We start from the raw sequence: 18,334 nt of genomic DNA, 5'->3' as shown, positions 1-18,334 counted from the left end.
CGCCTGCTCCCTGGCCGCTGGCGCCGCCCCTCCCCAGACCCAGCCCTCGACGGTGCGGCACTGCTCGACGTGGCCGGCCCCGAGGCCATCGAAGTCCATGCCCGAGCCCTGGCGATCGGCGCCCATCTGGCCACCACGCTCGTGGTCACGGGTTACCCGGCCGAGGTCACCCCTGGCTGGCTCGCCCCGCTGCTGAATTTCCCCGGGCATCTCGATATCGCTCTGCACATCGAACCGGTCCCCAACCCGGTGGCCGCAGCCGGGCTGAAGAAGCAGCGCGCCCGGCTGGAATCCGGCCGCCGCGCAGGTTTCGACAAGGGGAACCTGGATGATCCGGAGGTGGAGGCCGTTGCTGCGGACGCAGCTGAACTCGCCTACCGCATCGCTCGTGGCGAGGGAAAACTCTTCCACGTCGCCCTCTACCTGACCGTCCACGCCCCGGACGAGGACGCCCTCGCCGAGCAGGCCGCCGCCGTCCGCGCTATCGCCGAGTCCTTGCTCATGTCGGTGGCGCCGACCACCTACCGGGCGCTGCCCGGCTGGCTCGCCACCCTCCCGCTCGGCATCGATACGCTCAAGATCCGCCGCACCTTCGATACCGCCGCCCTCGCCACGTGCTTCCCCTTCACCAGCCCCGACCTGCCGCCCGCGACCGGTGCGGACGGCGAAGCCGCGGGGGTGTTGTACGGGCTCAACGCGGTCTCCGGGGCGCCGGTGCTGTGGGACCGCTTCGCGCAGGACAACTACAACTCCATCACCTTGGCCCGCTCCGGCGCCGGCAAGTCCTATCTCGCCAAACTCGAATTGCTGCGGCTGCTGTTCACCGGCGTCACCGCCTCCGTGATCGACCCGGAAGACGAGTATGTCCGCCTCGCCGAAACCGTCGGCGGACAGGTCGTAGCGCTCGGCGCCGATGGAGTACGCCTCAACCCCTTCGACCTCCCGGCTGCAAAAGATGGCGAGGAAGATGTCCTGACCCGCCGGGTGCTGTTCCTGCACACCTTCCTGGCCGTCCTCCTGGGCACCGACCTCACTCCGGCGGAGAAGGCGGTGCTCGACCGGGCAGTCCTCGCCGCGTACGCACGTGCCGGGATCACCGGCGACGCGCGCACCTGGACCCGCACCCCACCGACACTCGCCGACCTCACCGCTGTCCTGGCCGAGGACGGCAGCCAGGCGGCAGCCGATCTCGACGACCGGCTGGCCCCGTACACCACCGGCTCCCACGCCCAGCTGTTCAACGGCCCCAGCACCACAGCCACCTCCGGTCATCTGGTGATCTACGCACTCCGCCAGCTGCCGGAAGAAGTCAAGGCACCGGCGATGCTGCTCGCCCTGGACGCGATCTGGCGGCAGGTCACTTCCCGTCCCGAAGCCGGCCGCCATCTCGTGGTGGTGGACGAGGCGTGGCTGCTGATGCGCGAGGGGGCCGGCGCCCAGTTCCTGTTCCGTATGGCCAAAGCCGCCCGCAAGTACTGGACCGGTCTGGACGTGATCACCCAGGACGCCGATGATGTGCTCAGCTCTCCGCTGGGGCGGGCCATCGTCTCGAACGCCGCCACCCAGATCCTGCTGCGCCAGGCCCCGCAGGCCATCGAAACGATCAGCGAGAACTTCCACCTCTGCCACGGCGAGCGGCAGTTTCTGCTCTCGGCTTCCCGTGGCGAGGCACTGCTGCTGACCGGCGACCGCCGCCACAAGGTCGCCCTGATCAGCGTCGCAGCGCCCGGCGAACACGACGTGATCACGACGGACCCGGGCGAGCTCGCCGCCCAGCACTTGAACGACGGCCTCGATCCCGATGGCGGGTACATCGATCAGGCCGCCAGCGCCGGGGAGTGGGAGACGTGACAGCGTACGAACTGCTTTCTGCCGCCCAGCCGCACGGATGGCTGGTCGACTTCCTCACCCACCCGCAGTCGTTCGGGATCACGGCCATCCGCACAGCCTTAGACCGGTGTGCTGCGTCCGCACCTCTCCTGATTCCCGCCGCCCTCGTGTCCACGGCATGTGGGTACACCGGCTGGCGCCGCCTGTTGCGCTGGCAGCAACGGAAGTTCGCCAACGGCGCCCGCTGCGTAGAGGTCCTCGCCCCGCCACACGTCGCGCCGAAAGGCGGGGAAGTGCTGTGGGCGCAGCTGTCTGGTCTCCTGCGTCCGTGGTGGCGGCGTATCACCACCGGGCAGCCCCACCTCGCCTTCGAATACACCTGGTCACACACCGGCCTGTGTATCCGCTTGTGGGTCCCGGGCACGGTGCCGCTGGGCCTGGTACGTCGCGCGGTGGAGGCCGCCTGGCCGGGCGCCCACACCCGCGTCACCGAACCCGCCTCCCTCCTCCCGGACAGGCACCCGGTCACTGCCGGACACCTGCGACTGGCCCGGCCCGATGTCCTGCCTCTGCGTACCGACCACCCCACCGACCCCCTGCGTGCACTGCTGCAGGCCGCCACCGGCATGGCCGACGAGGAGTCCGCGTGCGTGCAGATCCTGGCCCGCCCGGCCACCGGCAGCGCACTACGCCGAGCCCACCGCCAGGCCCGCCGCCTCAAAGCCGGGCGCACTCCCGCCCGATTGCCCGCCCTGGCCGCACTTCTCCTCCACCGTGCCCAGCCCTCCGCCACGAGCAAGCAGGATCCCGAACACAGCACTGCGGTACGGCAGTCGGCGGCAAAGCTCTCCGGCTCTCAGTGGCAGTGCGTCCTCACCTACGCCGCATCCTGCGCCCCCGAACACGAGCGAGCGCAGGATGCGGCGCGGGGCCGGGCGCATGCGCTGGCGTCCGCGTTCGGCCTGTTCGCCGACCGCACCTACCTCGCCCGCACCCGCTTGGCCCACCCCGAGCCCCACCTGAGCGCACGCCACTACCCTTCTTCCTCCCGCACCACGCTGCTGTCTGTCCCCGAACTCGCCGCCCTTGCCCACCTCCCCTTCGACGCAGATGCGCCAGGTATTCGGCGGGCCGGGGCACGCTCCGTCCTGCCACCGCCGCAGATCCCCGAGCCTGCGCCTGGCAACGGGGTCAAGCCTCTGGGGCGTTCCGATACGGGTGCCCGCCGGGGCGTAGGTCTGGCGGTGCCCGACGCCCGCCACCATCTTCATGTCATGGGTGCGACAGGGTCGGGCAAGTCCACCCTGATCGCGAACCTCGCGCTCGATGACGTGCGCCAGCACCGCGGCGTCATCGTCATCGACCCAAAGGGCGACCTGGTAACCGACCTGCTGGACCGCCTCCCCGACACCTGCGCCGACCGTCTCGTGCTCATCGACCCGGACGACCCGCACCTGCCCCCGTGCCTGAACGTGCTCGACGGCGCGGACATCGATGTCGTCGTCGACAACATCACCGGCATCTTCCGCCGGATCTTCACCGCCTTCTGGGGCCCACGCACCGACGACGTCATGCGCGCCGCCTGCCTGACCCTCCTCAAACACCGCCACCGCACCCACCAGCTCGTCACCCTCGCCGACATCCCCCGCCTGCTCGGCGAAAGCGCCTACCGGCTACGCATCATCCCCGCCCTCCAAGACCCCGTCCTGCGGGGCTTCTGGGCCTGGTACGAGTCCATGTCCGAACCCTCCCGCGCCGCAGTGGTCGGCCCAGTGATGAACAAGCTGCGCGCTTTCCTGCTGCGCGACTTCGCCCGCCGCGCCATCGCCGCCGGCCCCTCCACCTTCGACCTCACCCAAGTCCTCGACGGCGGCATCCTGCTCGCTCGCCTCCCCAAAGGCGCCCTCGGCGAAGAAACCGCCCGCCTGCTGGGCTCCTTCATCGTCGCCGGAACCTGGCAGGCCGCCGCTGCCCGCGCACGGATGCCCGAACACCGGCGGGTCGACGCCACGTTGAGCATCGACGAGGCCCACAACTTCCTGAACTTGCCCTACCCGCTGGAGGACATGCTCGCCGAAGCCCGCGGCTACCGGCTGTCCATGCTCCTGGCCCACCAGCACCTCGCCCAGCTCCCGCGCGACCTGCGCGAAGGCATCTCCGCCAACGCCCGCAACAAGGTCTTCTTCAACGCCTCCCCCGAAGACGCCAACGCCCTGGAACGCCACACGCTTCCCTCCCTGGCCGCGCACGACCTGGCCCACCTCGGCCCGTACCAGGCCACAGCCCACCTCCTGACCAGCGGCGCGGAATCCACCGCCTTCACCCTCACCACCCGCCCCCTACCACCCGCCGTACCCGGCCGCGCCAAAGACCTACGGGCAGCAGCCGCCGGCCGCAACGGACCCCGACCCGCCGCCCGCCCCTGAACCTTCATCCCCCGACTCAGCACCGTGTGGTGATCCGTCATGCCCGCACTCCCGCGCCCCGCCTTCGGCCCCGGCTCCCGCTACACCGCCCGCGCCGCCACCACCCGCCCCCGCACCACCCGACACACGGACGTCGCCGAGCTCGCCCGCCGACTCACCGCCCGCGACCTGTGGCTGGCACGGATGCTCTACGAGCACCGCGTCCTGACAACAGATCAGCTCGCGTGCCTCGCCCACATCTCACTGCGCTCCGCCCAACGCCGCCTGCGCACCCTCCACCAACACGCCGTCCTCGACTCCTTCCGCCCCCTCACCGCCACCGGCTCCGCCCCCGAGCACTACACCCTCGGCCCCCTCGGAGCCGCCCTTCTCGCCGCCCACGCCGGCCTGGACACCTCCGCACTCGGCTGGCGCCCCACCCACACCGGCCGCATCGCCTACTCCCCATCCCTCGGCCACGACCTGGGCGTCAACGAACTCCTCACCCACCTCGCCGCCAAAGCCCACACCACCCCCGACACCGGACTACGCCTGTGGCTGTCCGAACGCTCCACGGCCCGCCGCTGGGGCGACATCATCCGCCCCGACGCCTACGCCCACTGGCACGACGGCGACCGTCTGCTGCCGTTCTTCCTCGAATACGACACCGGCAGCCAACCCCTGCCCCGCGTCGAAGCCAAACTCACCGGCTACGCCGCCTTCACCACCGCCACCGACACCCGCCCCGCCCTCCTCATCCACACCCGCACCCAGTCCCGCGACCAGGCCCTACGCCACCGCCTGACCAGCACAGCCCGCGAGCTGGATCTGCACGTGGCGACTTCGTCTGCGGACTTCACTACGTCCAGCCCCAGCTCACCCAGCTCCGCGGCAAGCTGCACATCACCCTGCGCGATCTGCGTTCGGCCCTCGCCTACACCCTCACCTCGGGCCGCGACTGCTCCGAGATCCACCAGCTGTACGCAGCCGGCGATACCCAGCAGATCCTCGACAGCTTCTACTTCTCCGCGCACCTGGGTACACCCCCGGCCGATGACGGGAGTCTGCGGGAACGCGACCGTCTACTGTCCCTGCTCCGCGAAGCCGACGTCGCCGCCGCGCCCCAGCCCCGGCTCGACCGTCGACTGGACTACACCGGCCTTCTGGAGGACGGAGCGCTGGTCACTGTGGACGGGCGCGGTGACCGCGACCGCGTTCTGCTCGGCCGGCAGTTCGAGGAGCTCGGCCGGGCCAGTACCTCCCACGGGGACCAGGCGGCAGAACACCGCCGCTACCTGGACGCCGTCCGCCGCCTGCTCTACTTCGAACTCCATGACGAGGAACGGGCCCAGAGGATGCTGCCCTACCCCTCGGTGCTGCGCTTCATGGAACTCCTGACCACCGATGCCTCAGTTGACCAGGAGCGAGACGCCGTCCTGCGCGCCCTCAACCGAGGCGAAGGACTGATGGCGCCGGAACGCGTCGGGAGCGCACTCGCGCTGAAGGTCCGCAACGTGTCGGGCGGCACCATCCGCAGCTTCCGCCGCTTCCCCGCCGCAGGGTTCCGCCTCGAACCGGGCGCCGCACCCGACTCCCCATACGTCGAATCCGGCCGCACCGCGCTGCGCCTCAGCTACCGGGACCCCGTCGGCAGTCGGGGCGGCAACGCCGAGATGGAGATCCGACTTGATCTTTTCGAACTGCTTCAGCGGTTCGAGCAGGGCTACCGGCCGTCGGTCGCCGACCTCCAGGGCCAACAGCTCGCCCTCGCCGTGTTCAAGAACCGGCTGTCCGCCGTCCCGTACCAGGAGGTGCTCCTCACCACCCATGGGCACGACCTGCGCCGGATCCATCGCACCGAGGACTCCGTACTGCACATGGAAGAACTGACAGCGGGACCGGCTGAGGACGGCCAGGAAAGCAATGGCTCGGCCGCCGAAGGACGAGCCACCGACGGGGCAGAGGAGGCGGCATGGCGCTGACCGGGGCGCTCGGCACCTTTCACCATCCGGGCGTCAGCCGGATCGACTACAAGCCCCTTGACATGGACCGGGTCCTCACCGCGCTGCTCGCACGCCTGTGGCACCGCGGCCTGCCCAGCAAGATCAGCCGATCCCGGACGCTCGATGTCGAGGTGTTCGTCAAGCTGTTCCTGGAGCACCCCGACGCCTTCGAGGGCTTCGATCGAGAGAACACCACCCGGTGGATCGCCACCCACCTCTTGGACTTGGTCAACCGGGGCAAGGCAGACGAGTCGGTGGCGGGCCCACGGCCACTGCACGGATTCACCTACCGCTTCCGCAACAGCCGCAAGTCACGCCCCTACGGGGCCGACGAGCAGCTGTACGAGATGCTCACCGCAGACGAGGGAGCCCTCAAAGGGCTCCGCGAGTTCTTTTTCTCCGACGTGGACCGCGCCACCGGAACGATCACACCCGGCGCGGGCACCGACGTCGAGACCCAAGCGCTGCTGCACCTGGTGGAGCTGGCCGGAGGCCAGATGCAGGACCGGGCGGACACCGGCAAGCCCCGAACTCCGTACCCGCAGCTGTGCGCGGAACCCGCACAGCTGCTCTGCCAGGACGTCATGCGGCTGCTCTACCACCAGGACCACATGCCACGCACCGTCCTGGTGGACTACCTGAAGGTGCTGTTCGCCTTCCATCTGTCGCTCTACCACCTGCGGATGATGAAGCTGCTGCCCGCGGTCGTCGATGCCAGCACAGTTCCAGGGTCCTGCCGCAAGGGCCACACCGGCACGGCGGCAGCCGACCGCTGCCCGTACCGGGTACGGCTCTTCCTCGACGCGGAGGGCACCCCGGGCACGCCGGCCGCCGCCCTGGCCGAACACAGCGCGGACATCTGGTACCGGCGCATCCCGCCCTTCATCCAGGCGACGTACCAGATCAAGAAGCTCGATGATTTCGCTGAACACCTCGCCGCCAAGACCGGCACCCTGAGCCGCCCCAATGGAAGGAGCTACTTCACCCCGGAAGAGGCACTGCGGCTGCTCGGCAAGTCCTACCGCAAAGACCGCGACGCCTTCTTCCTGCAAAGGGTCAACCGGGTGCGGGACGAAGAGGACGAGCTTCCCCCCGAACTCAAGCGGATCATCCAGCTTGGGCTCGACCCCTTCGACGAGTACACCGAGATGCTGATGCACTATAAAGGGCGGTACTACCGAGGCCAGTTCGTGAAGTGCCTTGACTCGATGCTGTTGAAACACCGGCCCGGCGCCCTGCTCGCTCAGCCGCGCGGCGGACGTGGGGGCGACGCCTCCGCCCGCAGGTTCGTCCTGGACGCCCGACTCCTCGAAGTGCTCCTCCAGGTCTCGCTGCTCAGAGAGGGCGGCGACGGGTCCGGCGACCTTGCGACCTCGCCGATGCGGGTTGACGAGTTCCTTGCCTTGCTGAGGGATCGCTATGGGCTCTACATCGACCGCCTTCCGGTCGGCGACGGCTTCACCGGCGCCCACCTTGACGACCAGGCCGCGCTGCGCGCGAATTCCACAGCGTTCCTCAACCGGCTTCGCGAGATCGGCTACTACCAGGACATGTCCGACGCCTATCTGACGCAGACCATCACCCCCCGGTACGCCATCGGGACCACGGCACGGACGGGAGCGGGCGCCCGATGAGCACGACCGGAATGTCAGAGACCACCCCGAGGGACCTCCGGGAGGCACTCGAAGGCGTCCTCGTGCCCCGGCTCGCCAAACTCGTTGGCGAGCGGAGTGCCGGCCACTGCATGCGGATCACTGAGCTAGAGGCCGAACTCGCGGCCTCGCTAGTACGCCGCCTGCGCGGGGCCCTGGGCCCCGACGTCACCGTCTGCCTGCTCGCCACTGCCGACGAGCTCGCCCCGGACCAGCGGTTCCACGACGTGGGCGTCACCAGCACCAAGCTGGTAGAACTCCGCAACCGCAGCGAGGGTGAAGGCGTCCTGCCCGGACCGCTCCTCGTCTTCGTGCCGCCCGGCACCCGGGTGAGCGCCGAGGACTCCTTCGGCATCGCGACCTTCGAAGACGTACCGCTCGGCGACGCTTACACCCACCTTGCCGACCACCTGCTGGAGCAGGTGCCCGAGAGGCTGCGCCCAGGCGTTGACGAACTGCTCGCCGCCCTGCGGGACCGCACGGAGGGCCGCGTCGGCGACCGGGCCGTCGCCCAGTACCTCCTCACGCTGCAGGCCAACGCCTACCGTGACCAGGTCGCCGGGGCAGCGGTGTACCACTTCGGGCTGGTACCGGACTTGACCTGTTTGCCGACCCCGCGCTCGTGCGCGAGCGCGTCGAGAAGAACCACAGCCTGGTGGAAAAGCTGACCGCCTCGCCCCGGTCCGAACGACAGCGCGTCCTGGACCTCGGCCTGAGCGACGGCGACTTCGCGGCACGCCTCGCCTTGTTCGCCACCCGCTGTGGCCTGGAAGACCCTGTGGTGTGGACCCGCCGCATTGTGGTCGACCGGGAGAACTGGGGGCTGTCCTTCAGCAACTGGCGCATCGACGAGCGGCGACGCGCCACCGTCTCCATCGAGGTACGCGAACTTGGCCTGCCCGCAGCGGGCGACAACGCCGAGGACGTACGCAACTACCCGGCACTTTCGGCCATGGAGGGCCAGCCCTACCTGCTCGCCGGCGAGAAGGGGGTCCGCGAGATCGCCGCGCGCTTCGCGGTACAGCCCGACCCCCGCAGGGTGGAAGGGCTCGAACGGTTCCGTGTGGAGATCGTCTCCGAAGACGGTGGGCCGACCGGGAGGATCGCACACCGCGACAAGGGGAAGGCCGCGAAAGCCGAGTACAAGGCGCCGCTGCGCCGCCTCAACGAGATCGACTGGGAGGAGGGGTGGCACTACGTCCGCGTCGTCCCGCTCGACGCGGACGACGGACCCCTCGACGTTGCGCCCGGCGCCCACGACCTGCCCGGCGGCGAGAGCGAGCGCTTCTACGTCATCCCCAACGCCGAGACCGAGGAACCCCCGGAACGCAGTGCCGGACGCTTCGCCGGCGTCACCCAGTCGCTTCGCTCACTGCAGCTCGACGCATTGGCCGCTAGCGAGGACCCAGCACGTGTCGTGGTGACCGACATCCGCTGGAAGACAGCGACGGCCCGCAGCCCGCATCGGAGCCTCAGCGCAAAGATCCAACCGGCGGGCAGTGCCGAGATCCGGCTCTCTCCCTGGCTCGTACAGGCCCAGCAGGACCTCCTGGCGCGGCCCGGCGACACCACGCTGCGCCGCCTGCTCCTACACCCCGACGGCACCGCCGAGACAGTAAATGGATCTGACGAGGACCTACGGCAGTCCCTGACGGGACAGGCCGCCGAGGCGTACGACACCTTCCTCGCAGCGCGGCACGCCTACTTCACCGCGGTCAGCAGCGCTGACGCGGAGGGTGGTCCGGTGAATCCGGCCAACCTCCTGGTCAGCGAGGCCGTCGACTTCGAAAGCGTTCGGGACGAACTCGTCGCCTACGTCGAGGCATACGCCGAACTGGTCGACGTCCAGTCAACTCACCTCGAACGAGCCACGGATGCAGCCCGGGGCAGCGCCCTGGTGGCACTGGCCAGAATCCAGCAGATTGACTGCGTGGCAGTAACCCTCACCGATGGCCTTGGCCGACGGGACACCGTCCTGCTCATCTCACCTACTCACCCGCTGCGGGCTCTCTGGCTGGCCACCTGGTCCGCCATGGGCCTGGACTGGACCGGACGGCTCGACGCCGGGGACAAGAAGGCTGTACTCACTGCCAAGGACTCTCTGCAGGATTCCCTGGCACCGCTCGGCTTCCCGTTCGCCGTCCCGCGCCAGGACGGCCGACTGATGGCCGCCGCAGACAACCTCACCCCATACTGGGGCGCCTACCTGCCCAGCGAGACCACCGACCCCCGCGGCCTCCTCGGCCGTCTCGCTGCCGCACTGCGCCTCCCGGTCACGGGAGCGCGCCCCGCCAACGGCGCCGGTGCACTGTCCGGAACGGCCCTGGCCGACCGCATCGAGCGGTATACCCGCCTCCATCCGTACGTCCGCACCCTCGTCTTGAACATCGTCAACGCGGGCCGCGCGGAAATCGTCGCCGACGCCCTCCTAGAACTACAGCGCCGGACCCCGACCCGCGACCTCACGTACGACATCCGCCTGTGCGTGACCGACCCAGAGGCGCCGGAGACCGGGGCGGCCCTGACGGAACTGCAGAGCGCGCAGAGCCAAATCTCCTCCGCCGAGGCCGAGGAGTTCCTGCACACAACCGGCCCGGCTCGTACGGCCAAGCTCGTCCACTCCGTACGCTCGGTGGAAGAGTTCATCCGGCAGCCCGCCGACTTCGACGCCCACCTCACCGTCCTCATCGACGCCTTCGGCGGCGAACAGCACTCCTCCACCCCACGTCGGACCATCGCCCACGCCCCCGTCCACGGCCTGGTGCAGGCGACCACCTCCACCTACGAGGACAACGACCAGCAGATCGTCTGGCGCACCGCCCCCTGCCACGGCGCGGCGCCGGCTATGGAGGACGCCGAAGACCTTGCCACTCTGATGAGCCGACTGCCGGCGCTCCTCGCCACCGCGGCCGCCTGCGTGGCCACCGCAGGACAGGCGCCGCGCAACGTCCCGTGCACCGTCCTCTCCCTCGACACCGCCGACCGCGCCCTCCTCTACCAGGCCCACCAGACCAGCGACTGGGTCGTCACCATCGACCGAACCCTCGGCCTGGAATACTTCGACCACGCCGGACAGCACGGCAGGCCCGAATACGTCATCGACTACGCACCCTCCCAGAGCAGCGGACTCGGACACCAGATCATGGTGAGCTCCAACTCGACCGACGAACTGCGCACCCTGCTCGGCCCCACGGCCCGGCAACATGGCCTCGACGTCGAGGAACGCCACCTCAACACCTTCTTCGACCAGCTCCGGCTGCTGTCCGGCAACCTCGCCTTCAAACTCGCCTCCACCGCCCCCAACCAGCGCACCGAGGTCCTCGGCCTCTCCCTGGCCCGCCTCTACCTCGACTACCAGGATGTCCTGCACAACCAGATCGTCGTTCCCCTCGACGCCCACCCAGAGCTGTACACCGAAGCCCGCCGCCAGGCCCGCGAACTCGGCGACGTGCTCTCCTTCCAGCGCAGCGACCTCGCCCTCTTCCACCTCAACGCACGCGAGCGGACCATCACCTGCCGCCTCGTGGAAGTGAAGTGCTACACCGCGCTCGACGACATCAGCGCCTACCAGCACCTCAAGACGAAGGTCGCCCGGCAGCTGGAACGGAGCCAGACCATACTCGCCGGGGCCTTCGACCCCACTCTCAACACCCCCGACCGCGTCGACCGCCCCGTCAAAAACCTCGTCCTCGGCGCCATGCTCCGCTCCTACCTGGAACGGGCCGCCCGCCACGGCACCATGAACCCAACTGCCCGCACGGCCGCACACCAGCTGCTCGACAGCCTCGACGACGGCTACCAGCTGCGGTTCACCCGAAGCGGCCTGATCTTCGACCTCGCCCGAAGCGGAACCGACCGGGAGACCGACGACGGAGTGGAGTTCCACCGGATCGGCCGCGACCTGATCGACGAACTGATCCAGGCGATCCCCACGGTGCGGCCCGGCGCACCAGCCTCCCTGGGCAGCATCGTCCCGGAATACGACGCCGACGCGGCACCAGAGACGGACGGAGCGGCCACGGCGCCCACCCTGGCACTATTGCGTCTCTCGGTGCCGCGTCTCGCCGACGCAGGTTTCCGCGCGAAGGACCCCGCAGTGACGGACGAGGAGGAGGGGGAGGCGACCGAAGCAGCCGCGGAACCGGCACAGGACCATGCCGCGGAGGCGCCCCAGGCCGACGTCCCGCAGCCCTCCACCGAGCAGCACGAACCGCCACCGAAAGACCAGCCGGAGCCGGAGCACGTACACCCAACGGCAGGAGAGAGCGAACGAGAGGGGGCTACGTCCGGCCCGCTGGACACCCCCGCGCCCGAATCCGTCGATCAGCCCCCTCGTTCGGCCACAGTCCTCGACCAGCAAAGCTTCCACAACACGCCCACCACCGAAGCCTCAGGCCCCGCCGTAGCCCCCGTAGGTCCGCCCGTCACTGGAGCCCAGTGGCCCGACATCACCCTCGGAGTCACCCGCCCCTCGCCCCAGTACGGCGTGCTGGGCGAGGTCGCCGGGCGCAAAGTTGCCCTCGACCTCTACGAGACCCATACCATCAGCCTCTTCGGAGTCCAGGGAGGCGGCAAGAGCTACACCCTGGGCAGCATCATCGAGGCAGCCTCCCTGCCGGCCCCGCCCGTCAACGCCCTCCCGCACCCGCTGGCCACCATCGTCTTCCACTACAGCAAGACCGATGCCTATGCACCCGAGTTCACTTCGATGGTCCATCCCAACGACGACAGTGCCCAGCTAGCCGCCCTCAAGGACCGCTACGGGGCGGAACCGCGTGCCCTGACCGACGTCTTGCTTCTCGCGCCGGAGGCCCAGGTGGACGACCGGCGCGCGGAACATCCCGGGATCGAGGTACAGCCCCTGACCTTCTCCTCGTCCGAACTCAAGGCCGAGCACTGGAGATTTCTCCTCGGCGCTGTCGGAAACCGGTCCACCTACATCAAGCAGATAACCAAGGCCATCCGCAAGCGGCGCAACGACCTCAGTCTTGATGCGATCCGTCAGGAACTGGCCCACTCGCGGATGCCCGACCACATCAAGGACCTCGCTGAGGACCGGCTTGACCTCGCCGAGGAGTACATCGACGACAGCGTCCAGCTCACCAGCCAGATCCGCCCCGGCCGACTCGTCATCGTCGACCTGCGCGACGATCTCATCGAAAAGGACGACGCTCTCGGCCTGTTCGTCGTCCTCATGCAGCTCTTCGCAGACGCCCGGGACGGCGACCGCCGCTTCAACAAGCTGGTCGTCTTCGACGAAGCACACAAGTACATCGACAGCCCCGACCTCGTGGCCGGTCTCGTCGAGACGGCCCGAGAGATGCGCCACAAGGGCATGAGCATCCTTGTCGCGAGCCAGGACCCGCCCTCTGTGCCCGTCCAGCTGATCGAGTTGTCCAACCATGTGATCCTGCACAAGTGCACCTCCCCGGCCTGGCTGAAGCATCTGCAGAAGGCGAACGCCGCCCTGTCAGGACTCACCGCCGAGCAGCTGGCCCAGCTCGGTCCCGGTGAGGCGTACGTCTGGTCGAGCAAGGCAACCGACCCGGCGTTCACCTACGGCGCCGTCCGCATCCGGTGCCGCCCCCGGGTGACCAAGCACGGCGGAGGAACCAAGACCGCATCAGGCGAGCAGTGACCCGTGCGAAATCGTCAGACCATTCAGTCGTGCTCGAAGCACAGGCGACCATGAGCCGACCGTCGAATGGCGACTCGACACCGAAACAGAACCGATCAGCCGGTCTGGCGCCACAGACCGAAGAGGGGACAGCTCATGGGGTACTCATTAGAGGTAGGTGCTCCCTACCCCAAGGAGGTCAACTGGCCAAAATCTGCGGCCAATCTCGTACTCAGCAAGGCATACGTAGAGATCATCTATGCGTTCGACGGCCTCACACCCGACGAGCGGGCTGCGTTCAATACAGGAGCGGCGGCGTTCGCTATCGTCCCTGGCGACCGGCATCTCATGTGGTGCTATCGCTTCGAGGTGCCGACGAGGCCAGGGATCCAGTCCGCATCTCTCGGCTGGGGCGACTCACCCTGGGAGGCTCATCGCCAACGCGACCGCGTTGTCGGAGTGCCGGGTCGGGAAGGAGAGCCTTTCCCCGCATACATGGTGCTCGTTGATTCTGGCACGGGCATTGTCGAGGGACTGCGTGTCGCCGACCTGGACGAAGGCATTGCTGACGAAATCAGGGGCGCTGTTGCGCGCCAGCTCGCGTTCCCTCATGACGATGCAGCCGCTTCCCGCGAAATCAATGCCCTGTACCAACGTCATCCCAGCACGCAGAGCCTCTTGACAGAGGCCACCGCCGGACAGCTGATCCCTGCGCTCGAGAACTGATCTGGCGTCAGGATGAGGCCTCGCCGATGTCTCGACGGCCGGTGGTGCGGATCGACTTGAGCGTGCGCCGACTGTACTGAGAAAACACAGCCTGTCCGACGGGTTACCTTCGCCGAGTAAAACGGGCTTGACGGCATGTCATTTAAGGGCTCCTGGGTTGCAGCGTGTGGTCGAGGTGGCCGGGGTCCTGCTCGTCGGGCGGGGCGGGGAAATCTAACTGGCCACCGGCACGCGTCCTGAACTGCGGAACCATCCGGGTGCCGGGCGTCTCCCGGCAGATCATCTGTCGCGCGTGTCGAGTGTTATCTTCCACCGCTCTGACTACCGCCTCTCCATGGCTCACTTCTGCAGCCAGTGCAGATACCAATACCCGAACACTGTCATCCAGCAAACAGTGCCGGAGGACCAGCGCTGTCCACAGTGCGGGAGCAGCAGCGTCAGCGTAGAGGCGCCTGCTGGCCACGCCGCCGTTTCCGCGCCCCTCAGCGACACTGTAGACATCAAGATCACGGCTCATCTTTGGCCGTGCTGGGCAGGTATTGCGATCGACAGGGCACTGGTGGCCCGCCGGGCCCGTGAGCGGGCCGAGGCATTGCCTGTCTCCGCTGCGGAGTCTTACGCGTTGGGTGAGGAGTTCGACGCATCGCTGGTCGCTGTGGCCGCCTCAGCGCACGCGCTCGATGCTCTCTACGGCTCCCTAGTGGTACGCGCGGCGGTCCAAGGCCGGAAGCTGGGGGAGAACCGGCATAGCAATATCCGCGAGGCCCTGAAGCTTGTGTTCGTTTCGGGGCCATTCAACGCAGATTGGATCGCCGACTTCGAGTGGCTATTTGACCTTCGGGATGCGGCGGTTCACCACGAGGAGAAGCCCAAGAAGACGGTCTCTCATCCGTCACTGGGCACGCACACCGGCCCGGAGTACGTCGACTACTCCACGGGCTCCGCAGACAAGGCGGTTACGCTGATGCTGGATGTCCTGCGCTGGTGTGTCGACAACCCGAAACCTGCAGTGCCTGATGCCCGTACATGGGCGGAGGCCAACAGACCGGTCGTGGCCGATCTGGAGAGCCGTGTCCTGTCGGAGCGAGGTTGACTGTGGATCTCGCGCTGAGCTGCGGTATTGCCAGTTGGGGTGAGACTGGCATGGCTCAGGATTGTCACTGCACCTGGCTTCTGTGGAAGTCCAGCGTGGCATGAGCGCGTTTGGCCCTAGCCGAAGAGGCTGTGCTTCGCCGTCGGCGGCTCTTGGCTGCCCGTCAGGTAGCGTCGTCGGAGGCGGGTGAAGGCGGCGGGGCTGGGGCGGTGCGGGAGGAGCTCCTTGATGCGCTGTGCGCATTCGCGTGGGTTTGCCGTGCTGGTGTCGCACTCCACGTCGTAGTCGCCGTGGGCGTGGACCAGGTCGTATTGGTGTGCCGCGAGGCCCGACGGGCGGTCGCCCCGGGCCAGTTCGCGGCGGGCCAGCTCGTCCAGCGGGCAGTGGACGCCGACAAACAGTACGTCCTCGGGTGGCAGCACCGTCAGGCAGTCGAGTAGTCGCCACGGCTCGCTCAGCACATGGTCGACCACGATGTCGTTGCCCACCTCGGCCATGGCCGCAATCGAGCGGTGGAAGCCCATCCTGGTCCGCCGCAGCGCGGCGTCGAGCTCCTCCGCCTCGAGCTCCCGCTTGCTGCGCATCGCGTTGAAGCTGTCGACCGCCAGGTGGAAGAAAACGCCGTCATCCAGGATGTCCAGAAGCTCTCGGGCGATGCTCGACTTCCCTGAACTGGAGGTGCCATTGAGGAAGATGATCCGACCAGATGTCATTTCGGCATGGTCACATGGTGCCGTTCCGGCTCCGCGTTGGGGGGATCTCCAGTAGATCTCGGCGTCCGGCAAGACGGCAGTCCTGGACGCCGTACTGATCAATCGGGTGTCTGGGCTGCGAAGGGTTTGCAGAAGCGCTGGTAGAGCGGATCCTGGGTTCCGAAGGTGGTGTAGATCCGGGCGAATCGTCGGCTCAGAGGACGTTCTTGTTATTGATGTGAGCCTTTGACCGTTTTGCCGTGCGCCCGAATTGAGTACCTAGAGGCCCTTCGCTCCGAACGCCCCTGAGTCGTGACGGGTTTCAGCAGCTCGCTTCGCCCTGTTTCACCCGGATAGCTCCTGTCCGGTTCGAATATGCCTGGATCAGTCCACGCCAGTCCCCCGGACGAGCGATACCCAGCTTGCAGCCCCAGAACGTATCAGTGCTGTCATGACGACTCAGCCACCACGCAAGTCCTATCCGAGCGACCTGTCCGACGCCCGCTGGGAGTTGATGGAGCCGACGTTGACCGCCTGGCGGGCCGAGCGGCAGAAGACCTCGCTCAACCTCGGCGGCAAGCTCGCCGACCTGCGCGAAGTCATGAACGCGATCCTCTATGTCAACCGCACCGGCATCCCCTGGCGTTACCTGCCGCACGACTTCCCTGCGCACACCACCGTCTTTTCCCACTTCAGCGCCTGGACCTCAGACGGCACCATCGAGAAGCTCGGCATCCGCCTGCACCGCCTCGTCCGCGAGCAGGAGGGACGCAAGGCCGAGCCCACCGCCTGCGCCATCGACGCCCAGAGCGTGAAAACCGCCCCCAGCGTCCCCACCAGCACCCAAGGGATCGACGCCGGCAAGAAGATCGTGGGACGCAAGCGCAGCATCGTCGTCGACACCCTCGGCCTGTTGCTGCTGGTCATGGTCACCGCGGCCAGCGTCTCCGACAACGAAGCCGGCAAACAGCTCCTCACCCAACTCGCCGCCAACCACCCCACCGTCACCAAAGCGTGGGTCGACACCGGCTACAAGAATCAGGCCATCGAACACGGAGCCGCCCTTGGCATCGACGTCGACGTCGTGCCACGGAACACGCAGGTCAAGGGCTTCTCGGTGACCCCAAGGCGCTGGGTAGTGGAGCGTAGTTTCGGGTGGATCATGATGCACCGCCGACTGGCCCGTGACTACGAGACCAAGCCCGAACACTCCGAGAGCATGATCCGCCTCGCAATGATCTCGAACCTCGCGAAGCGAGCAACCAGCGAAACAACCCCTACCTGGCGAGACGCATAAACCACAATCACTCACAAACTTCATGAACCAGACGACCTCTCAGTTCTGCTGTCGTGGCGATGTAGAGCTCCTTGGGATCGATGGTGTGGGTGGGAGGGTCGATGATCAGGTTCGCCAGCACCGCGATCTCGGGGAAGGCCGCGAGGTGGTGGCGGTCCTCGGCGGGGATCCTCATGCTGGCGGGGTGCCTCTCGATGCGATCGAGGCGGTCGGTCCATTCGCTGGCGAGGTCGATCGGCATGCCGGAGAAAGACCACTCCTCGACGATCTTCCGCGCAAGGTCGAGAGCTTGTCCGAGGTGCCGGTGGCGGCGGGCGAGTTGATCGAGTCGCCGCTGAGCTGGGATGACTTCCGGCAGATGCGTGAGCGGGATGTCGTGGGTCGAGCGGGTCCAGCGTTGGTGACGCCAGCACAGGTGCTGGTGAGCGGGCAGGACCAGAATCACCAGGGATGCCGTGGGGCTGCGGTGGGCGGTGCAGCATCGGCAGGGACGGCCGATCACCCGGTGCGGTCGGGGCTGCGGGCCGTCGGGGTTGAGGAAGTCCGCGAGTGCGGGCAGGGCCCTGGCAAGCTCGGTCACTGGGCGTCCGGCGAGGGTGGCCAGGCCGTGCGGTGATCGAGGAGTCCAGGTGGCTGTGGTGTCGCTGAGCGGGGAGAACTCTGGGGGGAGGGGGCCCAGCAGTCGGGCGAGGACGCCTGCGGATCGGTTGTTCGCGATGGCCAGGCGGTGCAGGTAGGAGCCGAGCGTCTCGTTGTGGACGGGGCCGGGAGAGACGGGCAGCGGGCGGAGTTGGTCAGGCTGCGTCGGCATGCGGCCTCCGACGGCGGGGTTTGCGGGCCCGGCTCCGTTCAGTGCGGGCGTCCTCGGCGGTCTGGTCAACTTCGATGGTGTCGAGGGTCTTGCGTGTGATGGCCTCGTTGCCGCTGATGATGGCCTCAAGGGCAGCCCCTCGAACCAGTTGGGAGAGGCTGTCGATCGCGCCGTCGGTGCGTTCGTGGAGGTAGCCGTCGAGCTTAAC

12 protein-coding genes are annotated in these 18,334 nt (G+C 67.9%); 10 read left to right on the top strand and 2 right to left on the bottom strand.

Translation table 11 applies throughout. The features are described from left to right. Positions 1–3 precede the first annotated feature (3 nt). From K9S39_RS10225 to K9S39_RS10185, 9 genes are all read left to right on the top strand, one after another. On the top strand, positions 4–1,851 hold the full coding sequence (locus K9S39_RS10225) for a VirB4 family type IV secretion system protein (protein ID WP_248868673.1): 1,848 nt from the start codon (positions 4–6) through the stop codon (positions 1,849–1,851). Further along, complete coding sequence (locus K9S39_RS10220; protein ID WP_406707898.1) at positions 1,839–4,256, top strand: type IV secretory system conjugative DNA transfer family protein; 2,418 nt, start codon at positions 1,839–1,841, stop codon at positions 4,254–4,256. The genes K9S39_RS10225 and K9S39_RS10220 overlap by 13 nt, the downstream gene beginning before the upstream one ends. Before the next feature lie 39 nt (positions 4,257–4,295). Next, the gene (locus tag K9S39_RS10215; RefSeq protein ID WP_248863041.1) at positions 4,296–5,633 is read left to right on the top strand and encodes a replication-relaxation family protein; all 1,338 of its coding nucleotides are present in this window, start codon (positions 4,296–4,298) and stop codon (positions 5,631–5,633) included. Beyond that, on the top strand, positions 5,591–6,217 hold the full coding sequence (locus K9S39_RS10210; RefSeq protein ID WP_248863040.1) for a hypothetical protein: 627 nt from the start codon (positions 5,591–5,593) through the stop codon (positions 6,215–6,217). The genes K9S39_RS10215 and K9S39_RS10210 overlap by 43 nt, the downstream gene beginning before the upstream one ends. Next, positions 6,208–7,872 carry a methylation-associated defense system protein MAD7 gene (mads7, locus tag K9S39_RS10205; protein ID WP_248863039.1) on the top strand — a complete coding sequence of 555 codons (1,665 nt, stop codon included), beginning with the start codon at positions 6,208–6,210 and terminating at the stop codon, positions 7,870–7,872. The genes K9S39_RS10210 and mads7 overlap by 10 nt, the downstream gene beginning before the upstream one ends. Next, positions 7,869–8,558: a methylation-associated defense system ATP-binding protein MAD8 gene (gene mads8, locus K9S39_RS10200; protein ID WP_248863038.1), complete on the top strand. Its 690-nt coding sequence runs from the start codon at positions 7,869–7,871 to the stop codon at positions 8,556–8,558. The genes mads7 and mads8 overlap by 4 nt, the downstream gene beginning before the upstream one ends. Further along, positions 8,513–13,528 (top strand): hypothetical protein, encoded by a 5,016-nt coding sequence (locus K9S39_RS10195; RefSeq protein WP_248863037.1) that lies wholly within the window; start codon positions 8,513–8,515, stop codon positions 13,526–13,528. Before mads8 ends, K9S39_RS10195 begins: the two co-directional genes overlap by 46 nt. 135 nt (positions 13,529–13,663) lie before the next feature. After that, on the top strand, positions 13,664–14,233 hold the full coding sequence (locus tag K9S39_RS10190; protein ID WP_248863036.1) for a hypothetical protein: 570 nt from the start codon (positions 13,664–13,666) through the stop codon (positions 14,231–14,233). Positions 14,234–14,567: 334 nt separating this feature from the next. Continuing rightward, positions 14,568–15,326, top strand: coding sequence for a hypothetical protein (locus K9S39_RS10185; protein ID WP_248863035.1), 759 nt, complete (start codon positions 14,568–14,570; stop codon positions 15,324–15,326). A gap of 116 nt (positions 15,327–15,442) precedes the next feature. On the opposite strand, the gene K9S39_RS10180 is transcribed toward K9S39_RS10185, so the two are convergent. Next, on the bottom strand, positions 15,443–16,039 hold the full coding sequence (locus tag K9S39_RS10180) for a chloramphenicol phosphotransferase CPT family protein (protein ID WP_248863034.1): 597 nt from the start codon (positions 16,037–16,039) through the stop codon (positions 15,443–15,445). A 430-nt stretch (positions 16,040–16,469) separates the two neighbouring features. On the opposite strand from K9S39_RS10180, the gene K9S39_RS10175 reads away from it, so the two are divergent. Next, entirely contained in the window at positions 16,470–17,315 is an 846-nt protein-coding gene (locus tag K9S39_RS10175; RefSeq protein ID WP_248863033.1) for an IS5 family transposase, read from the top strand. Between the two features lie 7 nt (positions 17,316–17,322). Here the strand turns inward: K9S39_RS10175 and K9S39_RS10170 are convergent, their stop codons facing one another. Beyond that, the gene (locus K9S39_RS10170) at positions 17,323–18,126 is read right to left on the bottom strand and encodes a TniQ family protein (protein WP_248863032.1); all 804 of its coding nucleotides are present in this window, start codon (positions 18,124–18,126) and stop codon (positions 17,323–17,325) included. Positions 18,127–18,334: the final 208 nt, after the last annotated feature.

The organism is Streptomyces halobius (assembly GCF_023277745.1).
Taxonomy (GTDB): Bacteria; Actinomycetota; Actinomycetes; order Streptomycetales; family Streptomycetaceae; genus Streptomyces; species Streptomyces halobius.
Note: the sequence above shows the minus strand (reverse complement) of the source record. Positions and strands in the feature narration are given on the sequence as shown.